Source organism: Micromonospora sp. NBC_01655 (genome assembly GCF_026339755.1).
In the GTDB taxonomy this organism is placed as follows: Bacteria; Actinomycetota; Actinomycetes; order Mycobacteriales; family Micromonosporaceae; genus Micromonospora.
The window spans coordinates 3,775,174-3,796,591 of record NZ_JAPEQF010000001.1 but is presented as its reverse complement, the minus strand read 5'-3'; the positions used below and the strand labels follow the sequence as shown (position 1 = coordinate 3,796,591).

Sequence of the window (21,418 nt, the reverse complement as noted above, 5' to 3'; positions counted from 1 at the left end):
TCCTCGACGGTCGTGGTGTCGACGCCCGCCCGGGGGTCGGCTAGCGTGCCGATCATGCCGTCGAGCCTGACCGAAGCGACCGATCCACACTGCCTGCGCGCCGGGGAGAGCGCGCGGCTGTTGGCCGACCACCCGTGGCGGCGGTTCGTGGTGCTCGGCGACAGCGTCGCCGAGGGGCTGTGCGAGCCGGTCCACGGGTACCCGGACGTGCAGTGGGCCGACCGGATCGCCGCCGAGCTGGACGCGGTCCGGCCCGGGCTGGCGTACCGGAACCTGGGGCTGCGCGGGCTGCGGGCGCACGAGGTCCGCGCGGCGCAACTCGGCCCGGCGGTGGAGTTCGGCCCGGACCTGGCGCTCGTGGTGTGCGGAGGCAACGACGCGTTCCGCCAGGGGTACGACGCGGACGCCGTCGACGCCGAGCTGGCCGCGATCGTCGCCGGCCTCCGGGCGGCCGGGGCGGACGTGGTCACGGTGGGCATGTTCGACGTGTCGCACAGCCCGGCGGTGCCCGCGCGGCTGCGGGAGGGCCTGGGCGAGCGGATGCGCCGGCTGTCGGCGCACACCCGTGCGCTGGGCGAGCGGCTGGGCACCCTGCACGTGCACCTGACCGACCACCCGGCGGTGGCCGACCCGGGCCTGTACAGCGGCGACGGCCGGCACGGCAGCGCCCGCAGCGACGCCATCGCCGCTGCCGAGACCATCCGCCGCCTCGGCGCCCACCTGGCCGCGACCGCCCCGCGCTGAGGACGGCGCGACCGGTCCCCGCGCGGCACACCGGGTGCGGTTGTTGTCTCGGGGCCGCAACAACCGCACCCGGGGCCGGTGGCGATCCTCAGTCGGTGAGCAGGACGCCCGTGAGCAGCACGCCGCGGGCGAGGTTGAGCACGCTCTCGCAGCCGGGGAAGCCGACCCGGGCCAGGGCGCCGGAGCCCTGCCGGCCGAACAGGTACGGGGCGAGGCTGTACGGGACGTCGGTGGTGACCGTCTCCCCCGTCTCCATCCGGACGAAGTCCATCGCCACCCGGTCGGCCGGCATGTACTCCTGGAGGATGTAGCCGCCCTCGTCGATGGCGGCGCGCAGTCCCTCCTCCCAGGCCTGCGCGTCGGTCTCCCGACCGAGGAGCACCCCGATGCCGGCGGACCCGTCGGCGGGCTTGGCCACCAGGTCGTGCTGGTCGGCCAGGGCCCGGGGCAGCTCGGCGGCGGTGAGCGCGCTGGTGCGCGGGACGTACCGGCGGATCAGCGCCTGGTCGGCCTCGGGCAGGGTGTCGACATCCTCCCAGAGCCAGGCGAAGTTGATCTTGTTGCCGAGCAGCCAGGCGGCGGAGCTGACGAACATCGGCAGGGTGCCGGCCGCGAGGGCGCCGGCCACCGCGTCCAGGCCGGCGCTGGGGTGGACCCGGTTGGGCACGAAGAGCCGGAACAGGCCGTCCACCGGGGCTCCCTCGACGACGAGCCGGCCGTCCTCGTCCAGGGTCGACAACTTGAGCTGCGCGATGACCAGGTCGATGCCGAAGTGCCGGGCCCGGTCGGCCAGCGGGGAGAGGATCCTGATGAAGTCGTCCGGGGTCTCCAGGCCGGGGTAGTCGGCGTCGAAGTCCAGCAGCAGCGCCACCCGGGCCCCGTCGGCCAGGGCCAGCTCGTCCCGGATCGCCACGAACCGCTGGTCCAGCAGGGACGGGGCGGGCCGCACCGGCAGCCCGTCGAGGATGCCCTGGTCCTGGTAGATCTTCGCGTACCGGTAGACCACCGTGTCGGCGTCGAAGCCGCCGCCGAGGCTGCTGTCGATGTTGTACTCGACGAACTTCGGCACCCCGCCGGAGATCAGCACGTCCGGCCGGTACGCGGCCAGCAGCGCCTCGGACAGCTCCTCGTCCTCGTCGAGCAGCTTCGTCTCCTCCGCCGGCACGCCGAGCAGCCGGGTCAGCTCCCCGGCGGTGCGGGCGCGCCGCTGGCACGCCTCCAGGATGAGCTGGGCGAGCCGGTCGCAGACCTCGTTCAGCTCGCGGAAGGCGTCCGCCGGCATGACCGGCGGGCGGGCCAGCCGCCACGTCTGGTTGTACGTCGCGCAGCCGTAGAAGACCTCCTTCCAGGCGGCGGCACCGGCGGTCACCATCGCCGCACGGGTCGACTCCGGCAGGTCGTTCCACGCCTGGTCCAGCCGGGGCCAGGGGTAGTTCGGATCGATCATCATCCCTCCTTGAGGGTGAGTTGGATGGCGGCGGTGAGCTGCTCGCGGCCGGGCTGCACGGCCCGGTCCAGCGCCGGGGCGAAGGGCAGCACCGCGCCGTCGGGGCGGGTGACCCGCCGGGGCGGCGCGAGCAGCCGCACCCGTTCGACCACGGTCGCGATGATCTCCCCGGCGATGCCGCAGGACCGGTTGGAGTCGTCGACCACGACCAGCCGGCCGGTGCGGGCCACGGATTCGGTGAGCCCGTCCCAGTCGAACGGGTAGAGCGTGCGGGGGTCGAAGACCTCCACGGACACCTGTCCGGCCAGCTCGTCGGCGACGGCGAGCGCGTCGTGCACCAGGTGCCCCACCGCGACCACGGTGACGTCGGCACCGGGGCGGTGCACCCGCCCCTTGCCGATCGGCACCGGGGCCAGGGTGGCGAAGTCCACGTCGGCGCGCACGTCCATCGCCCCGGCCGGGGCGAACAGCACCACCGGGTCGACGTGCCGGATCGCCGAGACCAGCAGCCCGTACGCGTCGGCCGGGGTGGCCGGGACGAGGGTGGTCACCCCGACGTGGGCGAACAGGCTGTACGGGTGGTCGGAGTGCTGCCCCGCCCACCCCGTCCGCGAGCCGGAGCCCGGGACCAGGTAGGTCACCGGCACCGCGCACTGCCCACCGGTCATCAGCGGGAACTTGTGCGCGTGGTTGACGATCTGCTCGAAGACCAGGAACAGCAGGGACGGAATCTGGAACTCCACCACCGGGCGCAGCCCGGCCAGGGCCGCCCCGGTGGCGAAGCTGGTGAACGCCTGCTCCGACAGCGGGGTGTCCAGCACCCGCTCCGGCCCGAACTTCTTCAGCAGCCCGGCGGTGACGTTCGAGGCGGCCACCCGGATGTCCTCGCCGAGCAGGAAGACCGACTCGTCGCGGGCCATCTCGTCGGCGAGCGCCCGGGTGAGCGCCTTGCGGTACGACAGCCGTGGCATCAGCCACCTCCCGTCCGGGCGACCAGCCCGCTGGCGTACAGGTGCTCCAGCGCGCCGGCCGGGTCGGGCTCGGGGCTGGCCAGGGCGAACTCCACCGCCGCGTCGAGGGTGGCCTCGACCTCGGCGTCGACGGCGGCCCGGTCGGCGTCGGCCAACCGGCCGCCCTGGATGTCGACCGGGTCCCGGGACCGGCCCCGGGCCACCTCCTCGGGCGCGCGGTAGTCGAGGCGTACCGCGTGCTCGAAGGTGTGGTGGGCGTCGAACCGGTAGGTGCGGGCCTCGATCAGCTCCGGCCCGCCGCCGGCCCGCATCCGGTCGACGGCGGCGGCAGTGGCCTCGCGTACCGTCTCGGGGTCCTGGCCGTCGACGACGGCGGCCGGCATGCCGAACGCCTCGGCCCGGCCGCCGATGGTGCCGGCCACCGCGCCGTCGACGGGCATGGTGGTGGCGTAGCCGTTGTTCTCGCAGACGAACAGCACCGGCACCCGCCAGAGCGCGGCCAGGTTGAACGCCTCCAGCAGCATCCCCTCGTTGACCGCGCCGTCGCCGAAGAAGGTCGCCCCGACGACGTCGTCGCCGCGGCGCCGCCGGGCCCACACCGCTCCGGTGAGGATCGCCCCGGCGGCGCCGACGATGGCGTTGGCGCCGAGCACCCCGACGCCGAGGTCGGCGGCGTGCATGGAGCCGCCCCGGCCCCGGTTGAGCCCGGTGACCCGGCCCAGCAGCTCGGCGAGCATCCGGGCCGGGTCGGCGCCCTTGGCGAGCACGTGGCCGTGCCCGCGGTGGGTGCCGGTCACCAGGTCGTCGGCGCGCAGCGCGGCGCAGACCCCGGCGGCGATCCCCTCCTGACCGAGGTACGGGTGGATGCCGCCGACGATCGCACCGGAGCGGACCAGCTCGATCGCCCGCTCCTCGAACCGGCGGATCAGCCGTACCGTCCGGTAGAGCCGGACGGGATCGGAGCGGGTCACGCCGGGCGCCCCTCCTTGATCGCGTTGAGGATGTCGTCCCAGAGCTGCGCCCGGGCGGCGAGCGCCATGTTGACCGTGTCGGCGCACTCCTGCCACTTGGTGTCGTCGTCGCCGCACAGGTCGGCCAGCATCTGCATGGCCATCGGGGTGTGCTGCTCCCCGTCGACCTCGATGTGCCGCTCCAGGTAGTCGACGAACTTGTGCAGCTTCTGGCTGCGCTCGTTGACCGCGACGACCTGGGTGAACATGTCGGGGATCAGGTCCTCCCGGCCGAACGCGAACGCCGCCGCCTGGCAGTGCACCGGGGTCGAGTCGATGATCTTCCAGGTGGTGCCGGCGAACGCCGCGGACGGGGCGGGCACGCCGGCCCCCACCAGCGCCTCGGTCACCGACGTGCCGTCGCGCAGCAGGTCGATCAGGGCGTCCACGGCGGTGGTGGAGGCACCGGCCTCGGCCATGCCCTGCACGTACAGCTCGAAGTGGCTGATGTAGCCCTCGCCGAGCTCGTCGCTCTCCTCGACCATCACGATGTCGTTGATCAGCCGGCGGCTGCCGGTGGGCCCGGTGGGGATCCACGGCACCGTCACGCAGGTGAGCTGCCGCTGCAACGACTTCAGCAGGGACATGAAGTCCCAGACCGCGAAGACGTGGTGCTCCATGAAGGTGACCAGCGCCTCGTGGGTGTCCAGGTTCGCGTACAGCGGGTGCTTGACCACCACGTCGCGGCGGTCGCTCACCGCCTGCTCCAGCCGCTCGATGCCCGGGTGCGTCTTGCCCCAGTCGTACCGTGACATTTTGTTCAGCCTCCCTGTTGGGCGCGGTCGCGCCAGATCACCGGGCAGTATTCGGGGTCCGCGTAGTCCGGCCGCCCGTCGTCGGTGCGACGGACCAGCACGTCGTGGTTGTACGCGGCGAGGGCGCCGTCGGAGAGCGGGAACTCCCGGTAGGCGTTCGGGCCGTCCTGCAGGTGCAGCGAGATGGCCCGGCGGGGACGGCCGCTGACGTTCGCGCCGCTGCCGTGGTAGGTGCGGCAGTGGTGGAAGCTCACATGTCCCTTGGGGATCACCATGGGGACCTTGCGGATCTCCGCCCCGTTGTGGGCGGCGTTCTCGGCCAGCATCTCCTCGAGCTGGCTGCGGTCGCGCTCGGCGAAGTGCCGCACGACGGTGTCGTCGGCGCCGATCTCCTTCCACCGGTGCGACCCGTCGACCATGGTGATGGTGCCCATCTCCTCGCCGCAGTCGTGGAACGGGATGAACGCGGTGAGCATCTCCTCCGACGACGAGGACGACCAGTAGTGCTTGTCGAAGTGCCAGGGCACGATGTTCGACGGCTCGCCGGAGATCGGCGGCTTGTAGATCAGCGTGGACTGGAACACCCGGATCTCGTCGGCCCTGGCCAGCCGGGCGGCGACCGCGCCGAGCAGCGGCTTGCGCAGGATCGCGGCGATCCCGTCGTGCTCGTAGTGGACGTAGTCGTTGTGCCGCTGCACCGGGCCCTTCGACGGGTCCCAGTACGCCAGCTTCGGCGGGCGCACCGGCAGGGTGCGGTCCCGCTCGCCGTCGTAGTAGCGGTCGGTGGCCGCCACCAGGGCGTCCACCTCGTCGTCGGTGAACACCTTCTTCGACAGGTACCAGCCGTGCTCGGCGAAGAACCGCACGTCGGACTCGGACGGCAGCAGCGCCTCCTCCTCGGCGGTCAACGCCGGCTGAAGGTCGACGGTCGTCACGCTCCCACCCCCTGTGCTGTCGCCGTGGCGGCCAGCTCTCGTTCCTTGGCCTCGTAGAGGGCCTTGATGTTGCCGCTGCCGAAGGTCAGCGCCCCACGCCGCTCGATCAGTTCGAGGAAGAGCGTGCGGCGCACGTGCATGGATTCGGTGAAGATCTGCAGGAGCTGGCCGCCGTGGTCGCGGTCGACCAGGATGCTCAGCTCGCGCAGCCGGTCCAGCGGCGCGTCGACCGGGCCGACCCGCCGTTCCAGGTCGTCGTAGTAGGCGCCGGGGGTGCCGGCGAAGCGGACCCCCCGCCCGCGCAAGGTGCCGACCGCCGTGACGATGTCGTCGGTGCGCAGCCCCAGGTGCTGCACCCCGGCCCCGGCGTGCTCGGCGAGGAACGCGTCGATCTGCCCCGGCCGGTGACTGCGGTCCGGCTCCAGCAGCACCAGGGTGACCTGCCCGGACGGGCTCTGTACCACCGTGGAGTTCATCGCCTGGCCGGCGACCTCGACGTGCTCGGTGAAGATCTGCGCGAAGCCGAAGACCCGCTCGTAGTGGGCGACGGTCTCCGCGAGCTGCCCCGGCGGCACGCAGATGGCCAGGTGGTCGATCTCGGCGAGCAGGCCGTCGTCCCCGCCGGTCGGCGGGTCCATCTCGATGGCCCCGGGCAGGAACTCGCGCCGGTCGCCCCGGCGCTGCACCAGCCGGTGCAGCACGTCGCCGAAGCCCCCCACCTCGGCGGTCACCACCTCGGCGTCCGCGCCGGTGAAGGTGGTCGGTGGGGTCACCGGCGTCGCCCCGCGGGCCACCAGCTCGGCGTACGCCCCGGCGGCGTCGTCGACCTCCAGCGCCACCACCGCGATGCCGTCGCCGTGCCGCTGCACGTACGTCGACGCCGGGTGCTGCGCGGTCAGCCCGGAGGTGAGCACCATCCGGATGTCGGCCTGGCCCAGCAGCAGCGAACGCTGCCCGGCCAGCCCGGTCTCCGGGCCGCCCTGCCCGCGTAGCCGGAACCCGACGGCGGTGCCGAAGTAGAAGGCGGCCTGCCGGGCGTCCCCCACGTAGAGTTCGATGTGATCTATAGAACGGATGTCCATTTTCCAGCCCTTCCCCATGTCCCCCCGTGACTGCCGCCCGGGCGGCGCACCGCCCGGAGTGGAACGAGCGATCACCTCCCCGGGCCGGCGACGCGCGCACCCGCACCGGTGCCGCGTCGCAGTAGCAGGCTGACGTTCTGGCCGCCGAACCCGAACGAGTTGGTCAGCGCGTGCTCCGGGGCGGCCACCCTCGGTTCCTTGCTGATGTGGTCGGCGGGGCAGGCCGGGTCCGGGTCGTCGAGGTTCCAGGTCGGGGGCAGCAGCCCCCGACCCAGCGCCAGCGCCGTGGCCGCGGCCTCCAGCACGCCGGACGCGCCGAGCAGGTGCCCGGTGAGCGCCTTGGTGGAGCTGACCGGCACCCCGCCGTCGCCGAACACCGCGGTCAGCGCGGCGGTCTCGGCGATGTCGCCGAGCTTGGTGGCCGTGCCGTGCGCGTTGACGTAGCCGATGTCGCCGGCCGTCACGCCCCCGCTGGCCAGGGCGCGGCGCATGCACTCCGCCGCCCCGGACCCGTCCGGCCGGGGCGCGGTCGGGTGGTACGCGTCGGTGTTCGCCCCGTAGCCGGCCACCTCGGCGTACCCGGTGACGCCCCGGGCGGCGGCGTGCTCGGCGCGTTCCAGCACCAGCAGCGCCGCCCCCTCGGCGAGCACGAAGCCGTTGCGCCGGGCGTCGAACGGCCGGCTCGCCTCGGCCGGGTCGGCCCAGCCCCGCGCCAGCGCCCGGGCGTTGCCGAAGGTGTCGGCGAAGGTGGGGAACAGCGGGGCCTCGCTGGCCCCGCAGACCACCACGTCGGCCTCCCCGGCCCGGATCAGCCGGACCGCGTCGGCCACCGACTGCGCGCCGGAGGCGCAGGCGGTGCCGACCGACGAGCTGTAGCCCCGGATGCCGTGGGCGATGGCGATCCGCGCCGCCGGCATGTTCGGCAGGATCCCGGTGAGCAGGTACGGGCTGACCGCCGCCCGCCCCCGGGCGGCCCGGGCCAGCACCTGGGTCTCCAGGGTGGACATCCCGCCGACCCCGCCGACGATCACCCCGATCCGGTCGGGGTCGACGTCGCGGCCCACCTCGATGCCGGCGTCGGCGAGCGCGTCGGCGGCGGCGAGCAGGGCGAGCACCACGATCCGGTCGAGCACCCGGGTCTCCGGGCCGGACGCCACCGTGCGCGGGTCGATGTCCGGCAGCAGCCCGGCCGCCTCCAGGGACTCCCGGGCGGGGTGGTCGTCGGCCGGTCGGGTCAGCCCGGACCGGCCGGTGAGCAGGGCGTCGAAGGTCTCCGCGACGCCCCGGCCGACCGGCGTGAACAGGCCCATCCCGGTGATGACGGCGGTCATGACGGTGACTCGGTCAGGTAGCGCTCACGAAGCGCGACCTTGCGCACCTTGCCGGTCACGGTGACCGGGATGTCCTCCGAGCGCACCGGCACCACCCGGCGCAGGGTGGCCCCGACGTCGGAGCCCAGCGCGGCGCGCACCGCGTCAGTGCGGTCGGCGTCCGGGTCGGCCCCGGCGGCCAGCTCCAGCAGCACGTCGGTGACGACCCGGTCGGCCTCGGCGACGATGACCACGGTGCAGTCGGTGACGTCGGGGCAGGCGGCGAGGACCCGCTCCTCGGACAGCGCGGTGAAGAACCGTCGGCCGTCACCGACCTCGACGGAGTCGACCGCCCGGTCCATGTGGTAGTACCGGCCCTCGTCGTCGGCGTACACCAGGTCGCCGGTGAGGTACCAGCCGCGCAGCCGGAACCGGTACGTGGTGGCCGAGTCGTTCCAGTAGCCCCGGAACAGCGACGGTGAGTCGATGCCGAGGTAGCCGACCTGGCCCGGGGGCAGCTCGTTGCCCTCGGCGTCGAGCACCGCGACCTTGGTGAACCGGTATGGGCGGCCCACGCAGCGGCCGTACTGGTTCGTCTCGCGGGTGTGGGTGATGTGGAACATCGAGTGGCCCATCTCGCTGGAGCCGAGGCCGTCGATGAAGACGGACCCGGGCACCCGGGTCACCCCGTGGCGGGTGACGGTGTCCCGGGAGCCGACCGCGACGAGCCGACGCACGTGCGGCTCGTGCGAGCAGTCGCCGGTGTTGAACCACAGCCGCACCGAGTCCAGGTCGTAACCGGACAGGTCGAACCGGGCCAGCTCCGCCCAGGTGACGGAGAACCCGAACACCCCGTCCGGCCGCCACCGCTGGATGGCGTCGAGCACCCGCTCCCCGCCCTGCTCGGACAGCAGGAACATCTCCGCCCGGTTGCCCAGCGCCTGGTTGACCATCAGCACGGTCGCGGTGTGCGGGGCGGGCAGCGCGTTGAGGATGCGGCCGGTGCCCTGCGCCTGCGGCATGGACAGCAGGTGCCGGGTGGCGGCGAAGAGGCTGCTGTGCGAGTGCAGCACCGCCTTCGGCACGCCGGTGGTGCCGGAGGTGTGGGTGATGACGACCGGGTCGTCCTGGTGGTGCCGGTAGTGGGCCGGGGCGGCGGCCGGGTCGCCGGCGCCGGCCTCGGCGGGGGTGCCGAGCAGCGGCGCGCCGAGGTCGTGGCCGGCCAGCAGCTCGGTGTGCGCGGCGTCGGCGAGCACGCCCGCGCCGCGCAGCCGGCGGATGTACTCGGCGGCGATCTCCGGGCGCAGCCTGCCGTTCATCAGCGCCGGGATCGCGCCGATCCGGGCCAGCGCCAGGAAGCTGAGCACCATGTCGGCGGCGGCGGTGGCCCAGACGGCGACCGGGTCGCGCGGCTTGACGCCCCGGGCGTGCAGCCAGGCCGCCCGGGCGGCGACCCGCTCGTCGAGCTGCCCCAGCGTCAGCGGGTGCTCGGCCGGGTGAGCGTCGACCGGCGTGTCGAAGGTCAGCCCCGGGCCGTCCGGGTCGGCGCCGTGCGCCAGCACCCGGGCCAGCACGTTGCCGGCGCCCAGTTCGGTGTCGGCGGCCAGCACGCCGCGCATTCCCCTGGTCCTCATCGTGTGTCTCCTCCCCCCAGCAGCACCGCGACGGCCCGGGTCCCGGGCGCCCCGCCCGGCTCCCCGGCCCGGACGCCCGCACCGGCGTCGTCGGCTGCCTGCTCGATCATGATCAACAAGGTCTCGTCGGCGTCGCCGTCGTGGCACAGCAGTTCCGCCTCGGCCGTGCCCTCGGCCAGCGGGTCCCCGGTCGGAGCCACGCAGACCACCGGGCCGCCCAGCCCCCAGCGCGCGGCGACGTGGCCGGCGACGCTGTTCGGCACGGACTGGAAGAAGAACAGCGGTCCGGGTCGCCCGCCCGCGGCGACCGCGGCGTGCAGGTGCTCGGCGCTGGCCCGGTCCCCGGCGGCGCTGACCAGCACCACGGCGGTCCGGACGCCGACCGGCTCCGGGGCCGGCCGCTCGCCGTGCCGCCGGGCGAGGCACCGGTCGGCGACGGCAGCCACGACCGGGCTGAACGCCGAGTGCACGAACCCGGGCAGGGTCGGCGGCGCGCCGTCGCCCGGCTCGGGCCAGCGGGCCTGCGCGAGCACCCGCAGGCCGGCGGCGGTCGCACCCGCGCCGGCCCGGTCGGGCTCCCCGGTCACGCCGCACCCACCAGCAGCGCGGTGTTGGCGCCGCCGAACGCGGAGTTGAGGCTCAGCGCGTAGCCGGTGGCGGCCGGGCGCGGCGCGTCGCGGATGACGTCCAGCGGGCACGCCTCGTCCGGGCCGAGCCAGCCGGCGTTGACCGGCAGCTTCCCGTGCCGCACCGCGAGCACGGTCACCACCAGCTCCAGCAGCCCGGACGCCTCCAGCGCGTGCCCGTGCAGCGCCTTCGTGGAGCTGACCGGCACCCGGCCGGCGTGCTCGCCCCAGGCCAGCCGCAGGGCCGCCGCCTCGGCGGCGTCGCTGTATCCGGTTCCGGTGGCGTTGGCGTTGACGTAGCCGATCTGCTCCGGGTCGAGCCCGGCCCGGCGCAGGGCCGCGCCGACCGCCCGGGCCAGCCCGCGCCCCTGCGGGTCGGGCTGGCAGGGGTGGTGGGCGTCGCCGGCCCGTCCCCAGCCGAGCACCGCGGCCAGCGTCGGCGCGTCCCGCCGCCGGGCCGCCTCGGCCGACTCCAGCACCACGGCGGCCACCCCGTCGCCGAGCAGCAGCCCGCGCCGGCCGGCGCTGAACGGGCGCACCGCGCCGTCGGTCGCCAGCGCCCGGCCGGCGTCGAACAGCGCGTACTGGTCGGGCTCGACCAGGTAGCCGGCGGCGACGACGACCCGGTCGACGTCGCCTCGGCCGATCAGCGCGGCGGCGTCGGCCACCGCCGTGGACGCCGACACGCAGGCGCTGGTGTAGACCCGGGGGGCGCCGGCCAGTCCGCACCGGCGGGCCAGTTCCCCGGCCAGCGCCGGCACGCCCGCCCCGCCGTGCGCGGCGAGCAGCAGCGGCGCGCCGGCCCGGGCACCGGCGTCGAGCCGGGCCGCCGCGCAGGCGACGTCCACCGCCTCGGCCAGTTCGTCGGGCAGGGCGCCGGTCTCCGGCAGGGTGGCCGCCACGCCGACCCGGCGGGCCGTGGTGTCGAAGCGGCCGACCGGCCGGAACGCCGGGGTGCCGGCGAGCACCCCGGCGAGTTGCGCCTCGGCTCCCCTGCCGAGCGCGCTGAGCGCGTGGACGCCGGTGATCCGTACGCCGGGCCGCTCAGCCATCTGCGGGAGCGGTCAGGCAGGTGTGGAACACCGCCAGGGCGTCGTCGACCGTCCGGATGCCGGCGAGCTGGTCGTCGGTGAGGTCGAGCTGGCGGTCGTAGCGCTGCTCGACGAGGTGGACCAGCCAGGCGAGTTCCATCGAGCCCACCCGGTCGGACACCTGGTCGACCGGTTTCGCGCTCATCTCGGCGAGCATCGTCAGCAGGTCAGCTCGCCCCAGGTCGGGCTGACCGGACATCAGGAGTTGCCGTCGGCCGACGCGGCGACGCGGTCGGCGATCATCGTGGTGAACTCGCCGACCGTCATCAGGGCCAGCTTCTCGGACTCGTCGTCGGCGAACTTCAGGCCGTAGCGGTCCTCGACCCGCACGGCCAGGTCGGCCAGGGCCAGCGACTCCAGGTCGACGCCGGCGGGGCCGAGGGTGGTGTCGTCGTCGATGTCGTCGACGTCGTAGTTCATGTCGGTGAGCTGCTCGATGACGAAGGCACGGACCTCGTCGCGCATGGTTAACCTCTTTCCGTGAGCCAGTCAGCGGTGCCCGGTCGGGACACCGTGTACGTGTGGTTCGGCCGTACCACCGGCGGTCGGCCGGAGGCGGCCCGGCGGCTGTTGCGGCGCGTGGGTGGCACGCTGCTCGGCCGGGCGGAGGCGGAGATCCGGGTGGGGCGCGACGCCGCCGGGCGGCCGTTCGTCCGCGCCGGTGACGCGGCCGAACTGCCGGTCAGCGTGAGTCACGCCGGCGACGCCGTGGTGGTCGCTGCCCGCCGCGCGGGCCCGGTCGGGATCGACGTGGAGGCCCGCCGGGAGCTGCCCGCGGTGGCACTGGCCCGTCGCTGGTACGCCCCGGCGGAGGCCGCCTGGCTGGCCGGCCGGCCCGCCGAGCGGCGTGCCGAGGCGTTCCTGCTGCTCTGGACGGCCAAGGAGGCGGTCGGCAAGGCGCTCGGCCGGGGGCTGCGCGACGGCGGCCTGGGCCGGCCGATGCCCCTGCCCGGCGGGCCGGGCGAACTGCTGCGCCCGGTTCCCGGGCCGGGCGGGCTGCGGGTCGGCCATCCCCGGCTGGCCGGCGACACCGCCGGTGACCCGGCCGGCGGCGCGTCCCGGACCGGCGGCCCGACGCTGTTCGACGCTGCGGCGGGGCGCGGCGCTCTGCTGCTGGCGGTGGCGGTCGACGGGCCGGTCGACGGGGTCGAGATCATCACGGACTGATTGATCAGTCAGGGTCGGGGACGCGACGGCGGGCCGCCGGAGCGGGCCGGTCACGGCGTCGCCGCCCGCAGCGCCTGGGTCGAACGGACCAGCTTGCCCGTGGTGGTGCGGGGCAGCCGGTCGAGCAGGTGCAGGGTGCGGGGCCGCTTGTAGCCCGCGAGCCGCTCGGCGATCAGCCTCTCCAGCACCTCCTCCGACAGCGGCCCGTCCGGCTGCACGTACGCGGTGATGCCGTCGTCGTAGACCACCACGGCGGCGTCGACCCCGGGCAGCCCGGCGAGGGTCGCCTCGACCTCGGTGAGGTCGACCTTCATCCCACCGACGGACACCTGGGAGTCGAGCCGGCCGCGCACGGTCACCAGACCGGTGTCCGGATCGACGGTGCCGGCGTCGCGGGTGTGCAGCCAGCCGTCGGACCAGCGGTCCGGGTCGGAGAGCCCGACGTAGGGCGACTCCGCGCAGCTCACCCACAGCTCGCCGGCGGCGGACTCACGCACCTCGATGCCGGGGGCGGGGACGATCGACGGGCGGTGCCGCCCGTGCAGATCGGTGCCGATCACCCCGACCTCGGTCATCCCGTACATGTTGCCCAGCGGCACCCCGAACCGGTCGGTGAACGCGGCGGCGACGGCGGCCGGGACCAGCTCGCCGCCGGTGGTCATCCGCTTGAGCTGCGGCAGCGGCCCGGTCCGCCGGGTGGAGGCCAGCAGTCCGATGTGGAACGGGACGCCGAGCACGGTGGCGGGGCTGTCGTCGGCGGCGACGGCGGCGAGCACCGCGTCGCCGCTGAGCCGGTCCGGCGGGACCAGCGTGATCCGGGCGTGCAGGCCGTAGAGCAGTCCACCGACGAGGCCCAGCACGTGCACCATGGACGGCAGCAGGATGATCCGCTCCCCGGGCAGCGCGACCCCGTCGATCCGGGTGTAGCGGCGCACCTCGGCGACGAGCGAGGCGGCGTGGCGGCCGATCACCTTGGACGGTCCGGTGGAGCCGGAGCTGAGCTGGATCACCGCGTGCGGGCTGCCGGCCGGCCGGTCCGAGTAGGGGGTCACGCCCTCGGTCACGTCGACGAAGATCTTCAGCGCGCCGGCGCCGCTGCGCACCGGGGTCACCACGACCTGCGGGGTGAGCCGCTCCAGGGCGCGCTCCACCTCGTGGTCGGTGAGCCGGTGGTCCAGCAGGATGGCCTGCGCGCCGCTGCGCCAGGTGGCCAGCAGGTTCACCACGTACGCCAGCGACGGCGGCAGGCGCAGCGCGGCGGCCCCGCCGGGACGCAGCCCGGCCCCGGCGAGCCGGGCCTGGGCCTCGCCGACCAGCCGGCGCAGGGTGCCCCGGTCCACCGGGTCGGGCAGCCGGAAACAAACGTCGGTCGACGGGCCGGCCAACAACACTTCGTCAACCCAGGCAGCGTCGTCTACTGTAGATTCTTCTGCCGAACGATCCATACTCACTGTGGTCTACCGCCCAGCATCGAAAAGGGCACAACGGCCCAATGTGGTGCGTCTTTCGGGGTGCTGACGGAACACTACGGCAGCCGCCGAGACCATTACTAGATGCGAATGGCTAGATCAAAAAGGTCGGCCGGCCCGATTGCCGGTCGGCCGGTTCGGGGGGCAGGATCGGCCGCGACACGGCGGCCGGCGGCAGCCTGCCCGCGTACGCCCAGCGTCCGGCGGGGGCGCGAGCCTGCCCGCCGGTAAGCGGTCCCACCGGGGCGGCAGCCTGCCCGGCCCCGGCCCCGGCCCCGTGGCGACGCGGACCCGGCATGATGGTCGGAGGGCCGCCGACGGCCCGGCACCTGCCGATCGACCGACGGGAACGGGTTGACCGTGGACGAAACGCGCCGCATCCCGATCGAGGCCGCTCTGGTCCGCCTCTGGAAGGGTCCTGGTCGACCAGATCAGCGACGTGGCGATGAGCGCGGACTGGAGCACGGTCGCCGTCACCACGCGGGACCGGACCGGCGACAACGCCCGGGTGAGCGTCCTGGACACCGCCTCGCTGCGCCCGAAGGGCCCGGTGATCGACCTGCGGCCGGAGGAACGGAACGGGGCCGTCGCCCTGGACGCGACCGGGTCGACCCTGGTGCTGTCCTGGCGACGCGACGTGCTCAGCGCCACCGCCAGCGACATCCGGAACCTGTCCACCAGCTACACCCCCGAGGTGAGCGTGTGGTCGCTGCCCGACGGGGCGCGCTCCGGCGAGCACCGCACCCACTCCGGCGAGTGGCGGGCGGCGGTGCCCCTGGGTCGGGGCCCGGACGGGCCGGTGGCGGTGCTGGACAACAGCACGATCGGCGTCGCCCTGCCGGCGGCCGGGAAGCCGCCGCCGCTGCGCCGGCTGGCGCAGACCGACACGCGCCACCATTCCGTCGACGACGTGCTGGACCGGCTCTGCGGGCTGCTGGCCGACCCGAACACCGACGACGCCGTACGCGAACTCGTGCCGGACGACGCCCACCAGGGAAAGCTGTGCCCGAGCTGAGGCGGGGCCGGTCTCGGCCACGCCCTCCGGCCCGTCCCGCGCGGGCTCCGATCACGCCAGAGCGGGCGTCTGCGCGTAGACCAGGAAGCGCAGCGACAACTCCTCCTCGCTGAAGCACTCGCGTAACGGCTGGACCAGGTCCCGGTGCTGCACGCTGCGCTCCCACGCCTCGAACGCGGCCAGGTTGACCCACTCGCTGGTGATCAACCACTGCTCCGGGTCGGCGGCCGAGCGGCACACCTGGTCCACCAGGTGCCCCGGCGTCCCCTCGGCGACCAGGTGCCGGATCGACTGGTACGCGCGGAGGAAGTCCCCCGTGCGCTCGTCCGGCACCCGGACCAGGAACACCACCCGGGCCCGCTGTTCGATCATCCGTCCGCTCCTCTCGTCACGCCGGGCTCGGCCGCCCGGCGGGGTTGTGGTGCCGGGCGGCCCGCCGCGCCGCGCAGCACCAGCGCGCTGTTGAAACCGTCGAACCCGCGGGCGCCGACGAGCGCCACCCGGGAGGCGGGCCGGCGCGGCTCGCGCAGGAAGTCCAGGTCGCAGCCGTCGGCGGGGCGGTCCGGGCCGGCGGAGGCGGGCAGCGTGTCGTGCGCGAAGGCGAGCAGCGCCGTGGCCACGTCCAGCGCCGCCCCGCCCTGGTGGGCCCGGCCGGTCAGCGGCTTCTGGGTGGTCACCGGGACTGGACGCGCCCCGAACACCGCGCGCAGCGCGTCGGCCTCGGCCCGGTCGTGGCGGGGGGTGCCCAGCGCGTCGGGCAGCACCACGTCCACGTCGTCCGGGGCGACCCCGGCCCGGTCCAGGGCCAGCCGCATCGCCCGGGCGTACTGGGCGGGGTCGCCCGCGGAGTCGGGGCCGGTGTGCGCGGCATCGTGGGTGGCCCCCCACCCGGTGACCTCCCCGTAGACCCGCGCGCCCCGGGCCAGGGCGTGCCCCAGTTCCTCCACCACGAACACCGCCCCGCCCTCCGCCGGGACGTACCCGGTGGCGTCGGCGTCGAAGGGCCGGTACGCCCGCCGCGGGTCGGCCTCCGTGCTGAGCAGCCCGGAACGTAGCTGGCAGGCCAGCGCGTACGGGCTCAGTGGGCACTCGGTGGCCCCGGCGATCACCACCGGGGTGCCCCGGCGCACGGTGCGCACCGCGTGCGCGAGGCTGTCCAGCCCGCCGGCGGACTCGCTGACCAGCACCCCGCAGGGGCCCTTGAACTGGTGGTGGATGGAGAGCTGCCCGACGCTGGCCGCGTAGAACCAGGCGATCGACTGGTAGGCCCCGACGGTGCGCGACGGGCCGCCCCAGAGCCGTTGCAGCTCCCGCTGGCCGAACAGGTTCCCGCCGGAGGAACTGGCCAGGGTGACCGCGTACCCGTACGGATCGGGGGCCCGCTCGGGCAGCCCGGCGTCGGCCAGCGCCAGCCGGGTGGCCGCGAACCCCAGGTGGGTCCACCGGTCGGTCTGCACCAACCGGCGGTTGTCCGCCCAGGTCAGCGCCTCGAAGCCGGGCACCTCACCGGCGAGCCGGGTGGGGTAGGTCGCCGGGTCGAACAGGGTGATCGGGCCGGTGCGCCGGGTCCGCGTGGACACCGTGGACCAGTGCGCGTCTGCGCCGACTCCGCTCGGGGCGACCACCCCGATGCCGGTGACCACCGCCCGGGCGGTCACCCGGCCACCGCCGGTGACAGCCGGCGGAACAGCATCGCCGACTGGAAGCCGCCGAAGCCGCTGCCCACCGACAGCGCCACGTCCACCGGCAGCTCCCGCGCCACGTTCGGCACGTAGTCCAGGTCGCACTCCGGGTCGCGGGTGCTCCAGTTGGCCGTCGGCGGCACCACCCCGTACTCGACGGCCAGGGCGCAGGCGGCCATCTCGATGGAGCCGATCGCGCCGAGCGAGTGCCCCACCATCGACTTGATGGAGCTAATCGGCACCCGGTGGGCGGCCTCGCCGAGGGCCCGTTTGAACGCCGCCGTCTCGTGCCGGTCGTTCTGCCGGGTGCCCGAGCCGTGCGCGCTGATGTAGGAGACCTGCGAGGTGTTCAGCCGGGCCTGCTTCAGGGTGGCCGAGATGGCCAGCCCCATCTCCAGCCCGTCCGGGCGCAGCCCGGTCATGTGGTAGCCGTTGCTGCGGCTGGCGTACCCGGCCAGCTCGCAGTAGACGTGCGCGCCCCGGCGGCGGGCGTGCCCGTACTCCTCCAGCACCAGCACCGCCGCGCCCTCGGCGAGGACGAACCCGTGCCGGTCGGCGTCGAACGGGCGCGAGGCGTGCGCCGGGTCGTCGTTGTCGGGGCTGGTCGCCTTGATCGCGTCGAAGGAGGCGACGGTGACCGGGGAGATCGGCGAGTCGGCCGCCCCGGCCAGCACGATGTCGGCCTCGCCGTCGGCGATGAGCTGGTGGGCGTACCCGATGGCGTCGATGCCGGAGGTGCAGCCGGTGGAGATCACCTGCGCCGGGCCGTGCAGCCCGTGCCGGCAGGCCACGTCGGCGGCCAGGCTGCTGGGGATCAGGGCCTGGTACAGGTACGGCCCGCCGCGCGCGTGGTCGACGAGCCAGCGGCTGCCGGAGTCGCTGACGGCGACGTACTCCTGTTCCAGCGCCATGGTGCCGCCGACGGCGGTGCCGAGCACCACCCCGGCGCGGTCCCGCTCGGCATCGGTCAGCTCCAGCCCGCTGTCGGCGACCGCCTCGATCGAGCACGCGAGGGCGAACTGCACGTACCGGTCGGCACGGCGCCGCTCGGCCTCGGTGAGCCCGGCGGCGACCGGGTCGAAGTCGCACTCGGCGGCGATCCGGGAGCGGAACGGCGACGGGTCGAAGAAACTGATCCGCCGCGTCGCCGTCCGCCCCTCGGTGATCGTCTTCCAGAACCGGTCCCGGGTCACGCCGCCCGGGGCGACCACCCCGATGCCGGTCACCACCGTGCGGCGCGCGGTCACGACACGCCCCGCTGTTCGACCAGTTCGGTGTCGACGTGGCCGAGCTCCGGGCGGGGCGCGAGCGGGCCCAGGTGGAACACCACCTCGGCCGGCTCGGTGCCGGTGTTGCGCAGCCGGTGGCGGACGTTGACCGGCACGAACAGGGACTCACCGGCGGCCAGCGGCACCGGCCGGCCGTCCAGGTCGACGGTGATCGCCCCGCGCGTCACGTACAGGAACTCCTCGCTGTAGGGGTGGTAGTGCTCGGCGATCCGCTCCCCCGGGGCCAGCACCGCCACCCCCATGAACCCGGAGGTGCTGCCGACCGTCTTCGGGCCGAGCAGCACCCGCAGCTCGCCGCCGCGGCGCCGGTCGGCCGGCACGTCCCGGCCGGCGACGGGCCGGTGCGCCGGTGTGCCCGCCGTGGTCCGCTGGTCGGTGGTCTCACTCATCGTCGCCTCCCGTGCTGGTGGAGCGGGTTCCGGCCGCCCGCTCGATCCGTTCCTTGATCACCGCGAGCTGGACCCGGCTGTTGGCGTTGATCCGCGCGGTCATCCCGGCGTTGTCCAACGGCGCCTGCGGGCGCATCGCGAAGTCCTGCACCCAGGTCATCCGGGTGCCGTCGGGCTCGGTGTCGTAGTGCCAGCGGATCCGCATGTACTCGAACGGGCCGGTCTCCACCCGGTGCGCCCGCACCTCGCGGTTCTCCCAGTCGGTGGTGCGTTCGCTGACCCAGCTCCACACCGTGCCGTTCTCGTCCGGGTGCATGGTCAGCCGGAACCGGACGGTGCGACCGTCACGTTCGAGGATGTCCACCGCGGCGTACTCGGTGAACAGGTCCGGCCAGTTCGCCACGTCGTTGGTCAGCTTCCAGACCAGCGGCAGGGGCGCGGCGATGACGATGCTGTTCTCGGTGTGCCCGGGCGGGTCGGTCTCCCGGGCGACCAGGTCGGCGACGGCGTCGATGCTCAGCCGCCCGGCCTCCTCCGGGATGCGCACCCGGTAGCGGTCGGCGAGCACGGCCGACAGTTCGAGCAGGGCGAGCGAGTCCATGCCGAGGTCCTCCAGGGACGCGGCCGGTTCCCGGGCCGCGGCCTCGGCGTCCAGGCCACAGTGCGCCACCAGGATGTCGGTGATCTCGGCGGTCAACGGTCGCCCGTGCGTGACGGTCATCAGTTTCTCCTCTGGTCGGGGCCGGACGGCGCGGCGCCGTCGGCGACGGCGGTGGCGACGGCGGGTGTTCCCCCACCGGCCGGTGCGGCGGGGGCACCCGGAACGCGCGGGCGGAGCCCGGCCGGGGCCACGGTCGCGGTGCCCCCGGCTCGCGGGACTCCGGTCGCGGCGGCGTGGGTGCCGGCGCCGGTGGTGGCACCCGCTGCGGGCGCGGCGCCGTCGGCTCCCCGGGCGGGGGCGCCGGTTGCCGTGGCGCCGCCGGCCGGATCGGCGGCGCACAGCAGCCGCTCGACCAGGCCGGTCGAGTAGCGACCCGCGCGGAAGGCGGCGTCGTCGAGCACCCGCCGGACGAAGGGGATGGTGGTCCGCACGCCCGGCCCGCCGATGTCGAACTCGTCGAGCGCCCGGTCCAGGCGGTCCAGCGCCAGCCCCCGCTCCGGCGCCCACACGGCGACCTTGGCCAGCAGGGAGTCGTAGTGGGGGCCGACGACGTAGCCGGGTCGGCCGTGGGTGTCCACCCGGGTGAACGGCCCCCCGGGCGGGTGGAACCGGTCCAGCCGGCCGGGGGTGGGCGCGAACCCGCGGTCCGGGTCCTCCACGTTGACCCGGCACTCCACCGCGACCCCGTGCGGGCGGACGTCGGACTGCCGCAGCCGCAGCGGCGTCCCGGCGGCGATGTGCAACTGCTCGTGCACCAGGTCGATCCCGGTGATCATCTCGGTGACCGGGTGCTCCACCTGGATCCGGCAGTTGATCTCCAGGAAGTGGAACCGGTCGGCGTCGTCCACCAGGAACTCGACCGTGCCGGCGCCGGTGAAGCCGACCTCCAGCACACCCCGCAACGCGGTCCGCGCGATGCTGTCCGCGACGGCCGCCGGCAGCGACGGGGCGGGCGCCTCCTCCACCAGCTTCTGGTGCCGCCGCTGCACCGAGCAGTCCCGGGTGCCCAGGTGCACGCCGTTGCCGTCGCCGTCGCAGAGCACCTGCACCTCGACGTGCCGCGCGTCGGTCAGGTACCGCTCGACGTACACCCGGTCGTCGCCGAAGGCGGCCTGGGCGGCGGCCCGGGTCCGCGCGTACGCCCGGGGCAGGTCGCCCGGGGTGCGTACCACGGTCATGCCGCGCCCGCCGCCGCCGGCGGCGGCCTTCACGATCACCGGGTAGCCGACCTCGGCGGCGACCTCGACGGCCCGCTGCGCCGTCGGCAGGGTCTCCACGCTGCCCGGGGGCAGCGGCAGCCCGGCCCGGCGCATCCACGCCCGCGCGGTGGCCTTGTCCGCCAGCGCGGACATCACGTGCGGCGGCGGGCCGATGAACGTGAGTCCGTTGTCGGCGCAGATCTCGGCGAAGTCGGCGTCCTCGGAGAGGAACCCGTAGCCCGGGTGCACGGCCTGCGCCCCGGTGCGCCGGGCCGCCTCGACGATCGCCGCCGCGTTGAGGTAGCTGCGCCGGGCGTCCGCCGGCCCGATCCGGACCGCCTCGTCGGCCAGCCGCACGACCGCGGAGTCGGCGTCGGCGCTGGAGTAGACGGCCACCGTGCGCACGCCCAGCTCCCGGCAGGCCCGCAGCACCCGCAGCGCGATCTCGCCCCGGTTGGCGATCAGTACCTTCTCGAACATCTCCCCACCCGACCTAGGCTGGTTCCAGCGCGACCAGCGGCTGGTCGTACTCCACCGGCGCCGCGTCGTCGGCGAGCACCGCCGTCACCCGGCCGGCCCGGTCGGCCGTGACCTCGTTCATCAGCTTCATCGCCTCGACGATCCCCACCACCTGACCGGCGCGGACCAGGTCCCCGACCGCGACGAACGGCGCGGCGCCGGGTTCCGGCGCGCGGTAGAACGTGCCGACGACCGGCGACCGCACGACGGCGCGGTCGGTCTCCCCGCCCTGCGGCGCGGGCTCGGCGCGCGGGGCGGGCGGGACGGACGTCCGCTCCACCGTCCCGTGCCACTCCACCTCCAGGGCGGCCTGCCCGCTGCTCAGCCGCACCCGGCGCACCGGGCCGGCCAGCTCGGCGACGAGGTCCCGGGCGTGCCGGCGCAGCCCCGCCAGCACCACGTCGTCGGGCATCGCCTCGGCGC

At 74.8% G+C, this 21,418-nt stretch carries 22 protein-coding genes and 1 pseudogene; 3 read left to right on the top strand and 20 right to left on the bottom strand.

The genetic code is table 11. The features are described 5' to 3' along the window. Positions 1–54: 54 nt before the first annotated feature. Positions 55–744: an SGNH/GDSL hydrolase family protein gene (locus OOK41_RS17500; protein WP_266265966.1), complete on the top strand. Its 690-nt coding sequence runs from the start codon at positions 55–57 to the stop codon at positions 742–744. Between the two features lie 88 nt (positions 745–832). Here the strand turns inward: OOK41_RS17500 and OOK41_RS17495 are convergent, their stop codons facing one another. From OOK41_RS17495 to OOK41_RS17440, 12 genes are all read right to left on the bottom strand, one after another. Beyond that, complete coding sequence (locus OOK41_RS17495) at positions 833–2,191, bottom strand: hypothetical protein (protein ID WP_266265965.1); 1,359 nt, start codon at positions 2,189–2,191, stop codon at positions 833–835. Then, complete coding sequence (locus OOK41_RS17490; RefSeq protein ID WP_266265964.1) at positions 2,191–3,162, bottom strand: alpha-ketoacid dehydrogenase subunit beta; 972 nt, start codon at positions 3,160–3,162, stop codon at positions 2,191–2,193. Before OOK41_RS17490 ends, OOK41_RS17495 begins: the two co-directional genes overlap by 1 nt. Beyond that, complete coding sequence (locus OOK41_RS17485) at positions 3,162–4,133, bottom strand: thiamine pyrophosphate-dependent dehydrogenase E1 component subunit alpha (protein ID WP_266265963.1); 972 nt, start codon at positions 4,131–4,133, stop codon at positions 3,162–3,164. The genes OOK41_RS17490 and OOK41_RS17485 overlap by 1 nt, the downstream gene beginning before the upstream one ends. After that, positions 4,130–4,927 carry a DUF3050 domain-containing protein gene (locus OOK41_RS17480; protein WP_266265962.1) on the bottom strand — a complete coding sequence of 266 codons (798 nt, stop codon included), beginning with the start codon at positions 4,925–4,927 and terminating at the stop codon, positions 4,130–4,132. Before OOK41_RS17480 ends, OOK41_RS17485 begins: the two co-directional genes overlap by 4 nt. Positions 4,928–4,932: 5 nt before the next feature. Continuing rightward, positions 4,933–5,862 carry a phytanoyl-CoA dioxygenase family protein gene (locus tag OOK41_RS17475; RefSeq protein WP_266265961.1) on the bottom strand — a complete coding sequence of 310 codons (930 nt, stop codon included), beginning with the start codon at positions 5,860–5,862 and terminating at the stop codon, positions 4,933–4,935. After that, positions 5,859–6,944, bottom strand: a complete 1,086-nt coding sequence (gene hppD / locus OOK41_RS17470) for a 4-hydroxyphenylpyruvate dioxygenase (RefSeq protein ID WP_117669207.1) — start codon at positions 6,942–6,944, stop codon at positions 5,859–5,861. The genes OOK41_RS17475 and hppD overlap by 4 nt, the downstream gene beginning before the upstream one ends. A 71-nt stretch (positions 6,945–7,015) precedes the next feature. Next, positions 7,016–8,275, bottom strand: a complete 1,260-nt coding sequence (locus OOK41_RS17465; protein ID WP_266265960.1) for a beta-ketoacyl synthase — start codon at positions 8,273–8,275, stop codon at positions 7,016–7,018. After that, entirely contained in the window at positions 8,272–9,888 is a 1,617-nt protein-coding gene (locus OOK41_RS17460) for a class I adenylate-forming enzyme family protein (protein ID WP_266265959.1), read from the bottom strand. Before OOK41_RS17460 ends, OOK41_RS17465 begins: the two co-directional genes overlap by 4 nt. Then, positions 9,885–10,475, bottom strand: coding sequence for a beta-ketoacyl synthase chain length factor (locus tag OOK41_RS17455; RefSeq protein ID WP_266265958.1), 591 nt, complete (start codon positions 10,473–10,475; stop codon positions 9,885–9,887). Before OOK41_RS17455 ends, OOK41_RS17460 begins: the two co-directional genes overlap by 4 nt. After that, positions 10,472–11,566, bottom strand: coding sequence for a beta-ketoacyl synthase (locus OOK41_RS17450; RefSeq protein WP_117669210.1), 1,095 nt, complete (start codon positions 11,564–11,566; stop codon positions 10,472–10,474). The genes OOK41_RS17455 and OOK41_RS17450 overlap by 4 nt, the downstream gene beginning before the upstream one ends. Continuing rightward, a complete protein-coding gene (locus tag OOK41_RS17445) occupies positions 11,559–11,804 on the bottom strand; it encodes an acyl carrier protein (protein WP_117669211.1) in 246 nt (81 codons plus the stop codon). The genes OOK41_RS17450 and OOK41_RS17445 overlap by 8 nt, the downstream gene beginning before the upstream one ends. Further along, entirely contained in the window at positions 11,804–12,070 is a 267-nt protein-coding gene (locus tag OOK41_RS17440) for a phosphopantetheine-binding protein (protein WP_117669212.1), read from the bottom strand. Before OOK41_RS17440 ends, OOK41_RS17445 begins: the two co-directional genes overlap by 1 nt. A gap of 15 nt (positions 12,071–12,085) precedes the next feature. Between OOK41_RS17440 and OOK41_RS17435 the strand changes: the two genes are divergently transcribed. Then, positions 12,086–12,772 (top strand): 4'-phosphopantetheinyl transferase superfamily protein, encoded by a 687-nt coding sequence (locus OOK41_RS17435; RefSeq protein WP_117669213.1) that lies wholly within the window; start codon positions 12,086–12,088, stop codon positions 12,770–12,772. Positions 12,773–12,822: 50 nt separating this feature from the next. Here OOK41_RS17435 and OOK41_RS17430 read toward each other — a convergent pair whose 3' ends face one another. Beyond that, a complete protein-coding gene (locus OOK41_RS17430) occupies positions 12,823–14,223 on the bottom strand; it encodes a class I adenylate-forming enzyme family protein (protein ID WP_266265957.1) in 1,401 nt (466 codons plus the stop codon). Positions 14,224–14,686: 463 nt separating this feature from the next. Here OOK41_RS17430 and OOK41_RS17425 point away from each other — a divergent pair, with 463 nt between their 5' ends. After that, positions 14,687–15,256: a hypothetical protein gene (locus OOK41_RS17425; protein WP_266265956.1), complete on the top strand. Its 570-nt coding sequence runs from the start codon at positions 14,687–14,689 to the stop codon at positions 15,254–15,256. A gap of 51 nt (positions 15,257–15,307) precedes the next feature. Here OOK41_RS17425 and OOK41_RS17420 read toward each other — a convergent pair whose 3' ends face one another. The 7 genes and pseudogenes from OOK41_RS17420 to accB form a co-directional block, all read right to left on the bottom strand. Next, positions 15,308–15,628, bottom strand: a complete 321-nt coding sequence (locus tag OOK41_RS17420; RefSeq protein ID WP_266265955.1) for an antibiotic biosynthesis monooxygenase — start codon at positions 15,626–15,628, stop codon at positions 15,308–15,310. Next, entirely contained in the window at positions 15,625–16,914 is a 1,290-nt protein-coding gene (locus OOK41_RS17415; RefSeq protein ID WP_266265954.1) for a beta-ketoacyl synthase N-terminal-like domain-containing protein, read from the bottom strand. Before OOK41_RS17415 ends, OOK41_RS17420 begins: the two co-directional genes overlap by 4 nt. Beyond that, a complete protein-coding gene (locus tag OOK41_RS17410; RefSeq protein ID WP_266265953.1) occupies positions 16,911–18,185 on the bottom strand; it encodes a beta-ketoacyl synthase in 1,275 nt (424 codons plus the stop codon). Before OOK41_RS17410 ends, OOK41_RS17415 begins: the two co-directional genes overlap by 4 nt. Next, positions 18,182–18,616: a cupin domain-containing protein gene (locus OOK41_RS17405; RefSeq protein ID WP_266265952.1), complete on the bottom strand. Its 435-nt coding sequence runs from the start codon at positions 18,614–18,616 to the stop codon at positions 18,182–18,184. Before OOK41_RS17405 ends, OOK41_RS17410 begins: the two co-directional genes overlap by 4 nt. After that, on the bottom strand, positions 18,609–19,337 hold the full coding sequence (locus OOK41_RS17400; RefSeq protein WP_117669220.1) for an SRPBCC family protein: 729 nt from the start codon (positions 19,335–19,337) through the stop codon (positions 18,609–18,611). The genes OOK41_RS17405 and OOK41_RS17400 overlap by 8 nt, the downstream gene beginning before the upstream one ends. A 278-nt stretch (positions 19,338–19,615) precedes the next feature. Then, positions 19,616–20,956, bottom strand: a pseudogene (locus OOK41_RS17395) (acetyl/propionyl/methylcrotonyl-CoA carboxylase subunit alpha); the annotation flags it as partial. 13 nt (positions 20,957–20,969) lie between these two features. Next, the gene (gene accB, locus OOK41_RS17390; RefSeq protein WP_266267856.1) at positions 20,970–21,407 is read right to left on the bottom strand and encodes an acetyl-CoA carboxylase biotin carboxyl carrier protein; all 438 of its coding nucleotides are present in this window, start codon (positions 21,405–21,407) and stop codon (positions 20,970–20,972) included. Positions 21,408–21,418: the final 11 nt, after the last annotated feature.